General features: G+C 38.8%; 7 protein-coding genes. All 7 read left to right on the forward strand.

The window, feature by feature from the left end; genetic code table 11:
• Positions 1–1,784 (forward strand): family 16 glycosylhydrolase (locus K1X56_13765; GenBank protein ID MBX7095783.1); only part of this gene is annotated, 1,784 nt, incomplete at its 5' end.
• Between the two features lie 72 nt (positions 1,785–1,856).
• Entirely contained in the window at positions 1,857–3,044 is a 1,188-nt protein-coding gene (locus tag K1X56_13770; GenBank protein MBX7095784.1) for a T9SS type A sorting domain-containing protein, read from the forward strand.
• A gap of 468 nt (positions 3,045–3,512) precedes the next feature.
• Positions 3,513–4,640 carry a Fic family protein gene (locus tag K1X56_13775; GenBank protein ID MBX7095785.1) on the forward strand — a complete coding sequence of 376 codons (1,128 nt, stop codon included), beginning with the start codon at positions 3,513–3,515 and terminating at the stop codon, positions 4,638–4,640.
• A gap of 123 nt (positions 4,641–4,763) precedes the next feature.
• Entirely contained in the window at positions 4,764–5,954 is a 1,191-nt protein-coding gene (locus K1X56_13780; protein MBX7095786.1) for a phosphoglycerate kinase, read from the forward strand.
• A gap of 85 nt (positions 5,955–6,039) precedes the next feature.
• Positions 6,040–8,004, forward strand: a complete 1,965-nt coding sequence (gene ispG, locus K1X56_13785) for a (E)-4-hydroxy-3-methylbut-2-enyl-diphosphate synthase (GenBank protein MBX7095787.1) — start codon at positions 6,040–6,042, stop codon at positions 8,002–8,004.
• Between the two features lie 281 nt (positions 8,005–8,285).
• Positions 8,286–9,146 (forward strand): DUF4065 domain-containing protein, encoded by an 861-nt coding sequence (locus tag K1X56_13790; GenBank protein ID MBX7095788.1) that lies wholly within the window; start codon positions 8,286–8,288, stop codon positions 9,144–9,146.
• Entirely contained in the window at positions 9,143–9,487 is a 345-nt protein-coding gene (locus K1X56_13795) for a hypothetical protein (GenBank protein ID MBX7095789.1), read from the forward strand. The genes K1X56_13790 and K1X56_13795 overlap by 4 nt, the downstream gene beginning before the upstream one ends.
• Positions 9,488–9,775: the final 288 nt, after the last annotated feature.

Genomic DNA, 9,775 nt, shown 5'->3' on the forward strand with positions numbered 1-9,775 from the left:
CTCCATTGGCTATTAGTCAAACGAATAACATAATTTCTGTGTCGCAACCGAATTGTAAGGATGCAAATTCAGTTCTTGCCCCAATTTGGCCAAATGTTCAAGGATTTTATCCATATCTTAACTATGATTATAATATTTATCCAACTGGAGTTATTTCTAATAATCAAGTTGCATTGGAATTAATATATGAACAAAATTTTAATGGATCCACCTCAGATCTTATTGGTAATTGGATGCCTTCGATATCTAGGGCAACAAATCAAAATGATGGTTTACGCCCACCGGCTGGTATATCCTATGCCTATAATTTAATCGATCCCAACCAAGATTGTATTGATGTTTCCAATGGGACATTAAAACTATGGGCTAGAGAGATTCCACCGGCTGAATATCGATGTGTGGATTATTTACAAGATTCTGATCAGTTAGCTGATGGATTTCCTAATAAGCGTGAGTTCAAGGCTACTGCAGGTGAGATATGGACTCTGGATATGTTCAAACATGGTTATTTTGAAGCCATGATTAAATTACCTTATGTTGATTATGTTTGGCCTGCTTTTTGGCTTTTTCATTCTGCAAATGGGAAAAAGACAGAGATTGATATTTTTGAATTCGTAAATGAAAGCAGAGGGGACCATTGCTCGCCTGTTTCAGCAGAGAATTTGTATTTTTATAGTGATAATATGCTTATGACTGTGCATGATTGGAGTCTTTCTGTACCTCCATACGATGAATTTTCTATTGAACATGTATGTAGAGGCTTTACTGGTCATGCTATTAATAATTTTCACTTTTTTAACACTTGGCACAAATTTGGTCTTTATTGGGATGAATACAAATGTATTTGGCTAGTTGACGAAGTCCCTATTGCATATCTTTTTAAGTATTATAAATATTTTTATGATCAAAATCCCTCATTAGACCTTGATTATTCATTAGGAATCTGGGATTATTCTGAATTGTCTAATTATTATGGACCTGTATATCGCAACATGGGATTCCCTAATGATGAATGTCATGTAATATTAGGCATGGCAGTTCCAAATTTTGGTGGTAAATTTAATTCAGATCCTTCTTTAAATCAGGTCTGCCTTCCATCCGGCAATACCCTGCCTCGTTTTATGGAAGTGGATTATTTACGTGTATATTCCAACAGGTCTTGCGCATCCGATTTTACGGTTTGCAATGAAACACACTTGCCTACCAAAATTGTAGCAAACTCAGTGGCATTACCTGATCCTTCGCAAGGATCAAACTGCGAAGTGGTTGTACGTAATGAACACCAGATTAAACTTGAAGCTCCCTACAATTATCACCCAACTGAAATTTTATCCGATGCTCAAAAGGTGGAGGTTGTAGCCAATGAAGAAATTAAATTGTATCCCGGTTTCAGAACAGAACCGGGAGCTACTTTCTACGCCAGAATAGACAATTGTAGTACCGCAGATTTAAGAAAAAGTGAATCCGGTAAGCCCTCTTTTTCTCCGCAGCAAATGGTATTGCAGTTGACACCCGACATGGAGGATAACCCCAAAAAAAGTGCTTTAGATTATGCCCTCAGTATAGCACCAAATCCTTCTGATGGAAATTTTACAATTCATAATCTTAATAACAAAAGTAGTATTCAAATAGTAGATCTTTCCGGCAGGGTTGTATTTTATCAAAATAAAATTGAAACCAATACCATGAACCTGGATCTATCGTTTCTGGCTAATGGCACTTATTACATTAAAGCAATCGATAACTCCGGAAATTTTGAAACCGTTATTTGGCTGAAGCAATAACATTCTTATTTTTTTTGCCAATAATATTTCACTGTAAAGCACAATTGGAATTACTTACTAAAAAATGAACGTATGAAAAACCTCTTCCTCTTTTTTCTTTTTATTTCAGGAACCTTGTCTGCCCAGTGGAACGCTCAGGTTTCGGGTACGAGTCAATTACTCAATTCCATTCAATTTTTAAATTCCAACCTTGGCTATTGTGCAGGTGATAATGGTTTATTGCTTAAAACGACCAATGGCGGTGCAAACTGGGTTTCGGTAAATGCAAATACGGGGAGTCCAGCCGCATTGTTTACCACTCCCGATACCGGATACACTTACCGGGGAACAGAAGTGGCTATGACGGTGAATGGCGGACAAAATTTTTCTACGGTTCTGGTTTGTACGGATGGAATTAGCGCTCTTTCCTTTCCTTCCTTGTCGGTTGGCTATGCAGCGGGTATGAATATGATGGAAGATTCCATTATTATTTATAAAACAACCGATGCCGGAGTAAACTGGACATACTACTCAGGCATCCCTGCCAGCCTAATGGCCTATTCCATTTATTTTATAGATAACAATATTGGTTTTGTAGGAGGATTTTACGGAGGACTTTATAAAACCACGGATGGTGGACTTAACTGGAATATGGTTTATAACGGCACATCCGGTGCATTTTCATTTAGTTTTCCCAATACACTTACCGGTTATGCCGTTACTGAATCGGGAAGCATGTTAAAAACAGTGGATGGCGGAGATACCTGGGCAGAAACTTCAACCGGAGCCGGCCCGATTCTTTATTCCATCGACTGTGTAAATCCTTCCACCTGTTACGCAGTGGGCGGCGACGGATTTTCGTCGGGAACAATAATTAAAACCAGTAACGGAGGAACAAGTTGGACAAGTAGTCAATCTACCTTAATAACCTACCAAATGGTGGATTTTTTAAATGATACAGTAGGTTATGCCTGTGGAGGTAACGGAAGTATTTTGCGATATGGTTCTTCGCTTACACCAAATTCGGTTTTTGAAACAAATCCGGAAAATCAACTTCAACTTTATCCAAATCCTGCCGTAGATTTTATCATTGTGGATAACACTACTTCATCCGGTAATTCAATCGTGGAAATTTATGGCATTCGGGGTGAGTTAATCAGAACCGTTTCTTTACGTTCTGCTGAAAACAGAATTGACATCAGTAATTTAACTGCAGGAATGTATATCGTAAAAGTTATTTCCGACGATAAAGAATTGTTCAGCAAAATGATTAAGCAATAACTTTATTTCCATCTCAGTGTGAGAATACTGTTGTTTTAGCTGAGAATAGATTATAAATCACCCTGCTGTTTGTTTCCCAACAAACAGCAGGGTGAGCAACAATTAGGGGATATAATTAAATATCCATTGATGCTCTTTTGATTTTTTTACCAATCCGAAACAATCAAAATAAAAAACAGATGGAAAAAAATTTCCTGAAATTTCTAAAACGAGAAAACCGTTTCAGCAAAAAAATTGAAACCATCCACATTAAATCACCAAATTCTCTGCAACAAAACACGTTTAATCCTGAAAATTGATTTGGGAAAAGGCGTCAAATGAGTACTGTTTTCAAAAAAAATGTCACTTTTTATTTAAAGACGAAGGTAAAATATAAAAACTTATATTTTATTTTCATGGCAAAAAGTAAAATATAGCGGATTTTATTTTACTTTTATAAAAACGTGAATATTGGAAAAAAGCACTGATATAGAATCATTTAAACCAGGAGCATGGATCAAACATCTAAATTTTCGATATTTTGTCCCTGAAAAAATAAATCGGGTCTGGACATGGAAAGACCCTATCATTACAGAACTGCTTGAAAAAGCCTCTCTACAACTTGGGGAACTAAATTCGTTTGCCCGCTTTGTACCCAACATAGATTTATTTATCCATTTGCATGTAACAAAAGAATCGGTTGTTTCCAGTCGGATAGAAGGTACTCAAACCACCATGGATGAAGCCTTCCTGCAATTAGAAGATGTGGCCCCGGAAAGAAAGAATGACTGGCAGGAAGTCCAAAACTATACCAAGGCATTAAACAACGCTATAAGTGAGCTTAAAAACATTCCACTTTCATCTCGTTTGCTTTGTGCAGCCCACAAGCAATTAATGAAAAATGCTAGAGGGGAAAATAAACAACCGGGGGAATTCAGGAAGAGTCAGAATTGGATTGGTGGAAATTCCATTTCAGATGCGGTTTTTATTCCACCAAATCATGAATCAGTGGGCGAACTTATGGGGGATATGGAAGATTTTCTCCATAATGAAGATATTCACGTCTCAAAACTGGTTAGAATAGCTATTGCACACTATCAATTTGAAACGATTCATCCCTATTTAGACGGAAATGGCCGGATAGGCAGATTACTCATCACGCTATACCTGGTGGACCAAAAACTATTAGACAAACCATTACTGTATCTGTCTCACTACTTTGAAAAAAACAAAACATTGTATTATGATAACCTTACACGAGTCAGGCAAAAAGGTGACATGGTGCAATGGCTGAAATATTTTTTGACAGGGATTGAGGAAACTTCACGACAAGCGGCGGATAGTTTAAAAAAGATTTTGGATTTAAAACAAAATCTTGAAACCGACATTCAAAAAAACTGGGGAAGAAGAAGTCAAAGTGCCTATACTCTTTTGCAACACTTATTCCAAAATCCAGTCGTTCAAATAAAATCAGTTCAGGAAGTTTGTCAATTAACCCCAAAATCTGCCGGTGATTTGGTTCAGGTTTTTATGGAAAAGAAAATTCTTATTGAGTTAACAGGTCAAACAAGAAACCGGATTTTTTTGTTTAAAACCTATTTAGATTTGTTTAAATGATCAACGAATAATTTCAGTAGTACTTTTTTTAAGCAGAAACCCGAAAAGAAAACTAAGAATCATCCTTAAAATCCCCTTGCATTAAATCATAATATCTATTTTTGCCCCTCAATTCATTGCCTCATGAAAACCATCGATCAATATTCCTTTTCCGGTAAAAGAGCATTAATTCGTGTCGACTTTAACGTTCCGCTGGATGCTTCTTTTCACATTACGGACGATACCCGCATTCGTGCTGCTATTCCCACCATTCAGAAAATTCTTGCAGATGGCGGATCGGTGATATTGATGTCGCATTTAGGTCGGCCCAAAAATGGTCCGGAAGAAAAATTTTCGCTGAAGCATTTGGTGGATGATTTGAGTAAAAAATTAAACCTGGAAGTAAAATTCGCCGGCGATTGCATTGGTGAGGAAGCTCAGTTTTTGGCATCGCAGTTAAAAAGCGGGGAAGTGTTGTTACTCGAAAATCTTCGTTTTTACAAAGAAGAAGAAAAGGGAGATGCAGCCTTTGCCGAAAAATTAGCGAAACTGGGTGATTTTTATGTAAATGATGCATTTGGAACCGCGCACCGTGCCCATGCGTCCACAGCAGTGATTGCGCAGTATTTTCCGCAGGCAAAATGTTTCGGATACGTGATGGCAGGTGAGATTGCATCCGTGAATAAAGTACTTAACCATTCCGAACGTCCCTTCACCGCCGTGATGGGTGGTGCAAAAGTTTCAGATAAAATTCTGATTCTGGAACAACTCATGAACAAAGCGGATCACATCATCATAGGTGGCGGAATGGCCTTTACTTTTGTGAAAGCCATGGGTGGAAATATTGGTAAATCGCTGGTGGAAGATGATCGTTTGGAAACAGCGAAAAAAATTCTGGCCGATGCCGAAGCCCGAGGAGTTAAAATTCACATTCCAGTGGATGCCGTAGTGGCCGACAATTTCTCCAATGAAGCGAATACTCAGATTTGCGACATCAATGCCATTCCCGAAGGGTGGATGGGACTCGATATATCATCGAAAACCGAAAAAATGTATTCCGACGTAATTGCACAATCGAAAACCATATTGTGGAATGGTCCGATGGGTGTTTTTGAAATGAGCAAGTTTGAACACGGAACCAAAACGGTAGCCGAAGCCATTGTTGCGGCAACAGCGAAAGGTGCCTATTCCCTCATTGGCGGTGGCGATTCGGTAGCTGCGATTAACAAATATCATTTTGGCAAGCAAGTGAGTTATGTTTCTACCGGTGGTGGCGCATTACTCGAATACATCGAAAGCGGAAGTTTACCGGGAGTTGAAGCGGTGGAGAACTAAGCTCTTCGGTGTAAGATCTTGCTATCCGTATCAAAGCCGAACAAAAATGTAATTCCGGGGTTATTACCTAATACAGAATATTACCATGCAGCACGATCTTTTCGCTTACGCCGGTTTCGAATATTGTCAGGATCTTTTTTCCTATCATCGTTTCATCACCCGTGAAGTGATGATTGGAAGTGTTGGTTTTGGTGCAAAACATCCGATCCGCATTCAATCCATGACCACCACCGATACGATGGATACAGCGGCTACGGTGGAACAATCGGTGCGCATGATTGAAGCCGGTTGCGAATTGGTACGCATTACCGCTCCCAGTAAAAATGAAGCCGAGAATCTAAAAAATATCAAGTCCGATTTACGCGCCAGAGGATACGCAACTCCATTGGTGGCCGACATCCACTTTACTCCCAATGCAGCAGAAATCGCAGCGCAACTGGTGGAGAAAGTGAGAGTGAATCCGGGTAATTATGCCGACAAAAAAAAGTTTGAAGAAATCGATTATACCGACGAAGCCTATACGGCCGAACTGGAACGCATTCGCGAAAAATTTACTCCTCTCGTTTTACTGTGTAAAGCCCATCACACGGCAATGCGCATCGGTACCAATCACGGCTCTCTGAGCGACCGCATACTGAGCAGGTATGGCGACACTCCTCTTGGAATGGTGGAGTCGGCCATGGAATTTTTACGGATTTGCGAAGCGAATAATTACCAGGATATTGTTATCTCCATGAAAGCATCCAATGCACAAGTGATGGTGCAAGCTTACCGGCTATTGGTTGCAAAAATGAAAAAAGAGAACATGAATTATCCGCTTCACCTGGGTGTAACGGAAGCCGGTGATGGAGAAGACGGAAGAATAAAATCTGCCGTTGGAATCGGAGCTTTACTCGAAGATGGAATCGGTGATACCATTCGCGTCTCTTTAACCGAAGATCCGGAATTTGAAATGCCGGTTGCACGAAAACTGGCAGAACGTTATGAAAAACGACCTGCACATCGAATTCCTCATTCCATTTCATTGGAAGAATTAAAAAAGAAATGGAATCCCTTTGAATATACGCGCAGACATTCCCATCCCATTTTAAATATTGGTCAAAAACAGGTCCCCGTTGTCATAGCCGATTTAAGTGCGCGCGAAAAAATTACGGCTGCATCTTTGTATCCATTCGGATACCATTACCAAACAGAACTCGACAAATGGAACCTCAGCGATCAGGCGGTGGATTATGTTTTTGCCGGAAGCAATCCCGTAGAATTTGAAATTCCCGGAACGCTGGGGATTATTTACGATTCAACGTACTGGAAAAGCCATCAAGGAGGACGAAGCTATCCGCTGTTTGATGCCGACGATTTTTTTCAAAGCAAAGAAAAGCACGGGGAATTAAATTTTGTGAGTGTAGATATTGATACGCTTTCTCCATCGTTCATTACACGGTTAAAACAAGAAAAAAATTGTGTGCTGGTATTGGAAACCTCCAATGAGAACGGCATGCAGGAACAGCGTAAAATGTTTTTCGATTTACTCTTGCAGGAATGCGATACACCGGTAATTATCAAACGGAATTATCAGGAAAACGATGAAGAAAAATTCCAGTTGTACGCTTCTACCGACTTAGGTGCTTTATTACTGGATGGTTTTGGTGATGGAATCTGGATCAATGCCTTTCAGGGTGCCAATGCACAATTGATTAACCGTACTGCATTCGGAATATTGCAAGCCACCAGAACACGAATTTCTAAAACAGAATATATTTCTTGTCCAAGCTGCGGTAGAACCTTATTCGATCTTCAGGAAACCACGCAGAAAATCCGTTCGGTGACCGACCATTTAAAGGGCATTAAAATCGGTATTATGGGATGCATTGTGAATGGTCCCGGCGAAATGGCGGATGCCGATTACGGTTATGTAGGTACAGGAGTTGGAAAAATTTCATTGTATAAAGGCAAGGAAGTGGTGCGCAAAAACATTGCCTCAGAAGAAGCCGTTCAAGCCTTAATCGATCTCATCCGCGAAAACGGCGACTGGGTTGAAAAGGAATCCTAAACGTTCCCCTTCCCCTCCATAGTTGACGACTTTGGCGCAACACTGTCAATCAGGATATAAAATTTTGCATTTATACTAATTCCTTTTAACAACATCACCGACAACAGGGTTTTGGTCCCGAAGGTTATCAGGATTAAAATAAATTCCTGTGTTAGTTTTTGAAACTTTTTGATCAGGCTATGGCATATGTGTTAGCTTATTATTCCTTGGCAATGAACTTGTATAATGTGCTGATTTTTCATTTAACAAAATGAAAGCGTGTTTTATTTTAAAACAATCATTTGTTTTATATTGAAACAATTTTATCTTTGTCTCGTTATGTAACGAAACGAATTGATATGAGCATAAAATTGTCACGAAAGGAAATAGGAAAGAGAATAACAGAACTTCGCAAAATGAAGGGATGGTCTCAGGAAGACTTGGCTAAAAGTGTCAAAATTTCCCGGCCGTCTTTGGCTCAAATTGAGTTAGGAAACAGAAGTGTTGATATCCTAGAATTGCAAAAACTGTCATTGGTTTTGGAGTTTTCGATTGACGATTTTATGTCTGTAGATTTCTCAGCAATTCATGAGTCTGATGTTAAAGAAGAAAAAAAGGTAAAAAAAGAAGAAGAACGTATTTCAGTCCCATCCTTACAGGTAAATAAATTTAAAAATGTCTTGCTGTATATACTTGAACGTTGTGCAGGTAAGCCTAATGTAGGCGAAACAGTTCTTTACAAGTTGCTCTATTTCTCAGATTTCAATTATTATGAATTGTATGAGGAACATTTAACCGGGGCAAAATACCGCAAATTGCCTTATGGACCAGTACCGCAAAAATTAGACTCAATCATTGATCAAATGATTGAAAAAGGTCAGTTGCAAAGAGTGAAAACAAAATATCACGGATATCCTCAAACTCGTTATCTGCCTTTGGAGAAAGCTAATTTAACTGAATTAAAAGCCAGTGAGAAAGAAACCATTGACAAGGTTATAGAACAAATGAGTGATTGGTCCGCTGCCTCAATCAGCAATTATTCGCATAAGGATATACCATGGCTTGCTTCAAAGGAAGGAGAAGAAATAAATTATGAATTAGCTTTTTACAGAGATGCTCCTTTCTCTGTGAGAAACTATGGAGATGAAATTGAAGAACAATGACCTTTGATGAATTATCCGAATTTAAAAAGGATTTGAAAAACCTTTTAAAGAAATACAGAACACTAAATGACGATTTAGAGGTAGTTAAACGCGTACTGGAAGTTACACCTGATGAACGACCACCGTTTAGTTTTCGTATTGATAATTTGGGCTTAGAAACGTGTATCATTAAAGTAAAGAAAATGGCTTGCAAGGCAATAAAAGGTAAAGGAGTAAATTCGGGAATGAGATTAATATATGCTCACTTTCCTAATGAGCAAAAGATTACGTTCATTGAATTATTTCATAAGAACGAAAAGGAAAGCGAAGACAAACAAAGGATTCTAAAAAACTTTAATTAAAGTTGAAAATACCGCTAAAAGCAGGCCATTGAAATGTGTATTGAGTTCCCATAAATTGGTATAGGAAATAAAGAAAAAACAATAATCAAATTTCAACTACACCGGGATATGGAAACATGTCCCGGTTTTTTTCTTCTTCAATTGCCATCCTACAACGAATCATTCACATTCATCTACCTATTTTATTCGTGCTGATTTAAAAAACACTTCGTGCAACTTAATGTCCTTGTGCCTTAGTGGTTCCCCAACGCTGCAATCCTCCGATTCCACGCTCCGCTCTGAATGACG

Source organism: Flavobacteriales bacterium (assembly GCA_019694795.1).
Taxonomy (GTDB): domain Bacteria; phylum Bacteroidota; class Bacteroidia; order Flavobacteriales_D; family UBA2798; genus UBA2798.

Excerpts from the sequence above, each read along its gene's own strand:
- K1X56_13770 (MBX7095784.1), top strand. The coding sequence starts at position 1,857 with ATGAAAAACCTCTTCCTCTTTTTTCTTTTTATTTCAGGAACCTTGTCT.
- K1X56_13780 (MBX7095786.1), top strand. The coding sequence starts at position 4,764 with ATGAAAACCATCGATCAATATTCCTTTTCCGGTAAAAGAGCATTAATT.
- ispG (MBX7095787.1), top strand. The coding sequence starts at position 6,040 with ATGCAGCACGATCTTTTCGCTTACGCCGGTTTCGAATATTGTCAGGAT.
- K1X56_13795 (MBX7095789.1), top strand. The coding sequence starts at position 9,143 with ATGACCTTTGATGAATTATCCGAATTTAAAAAGGATTTGAAAAACCTT.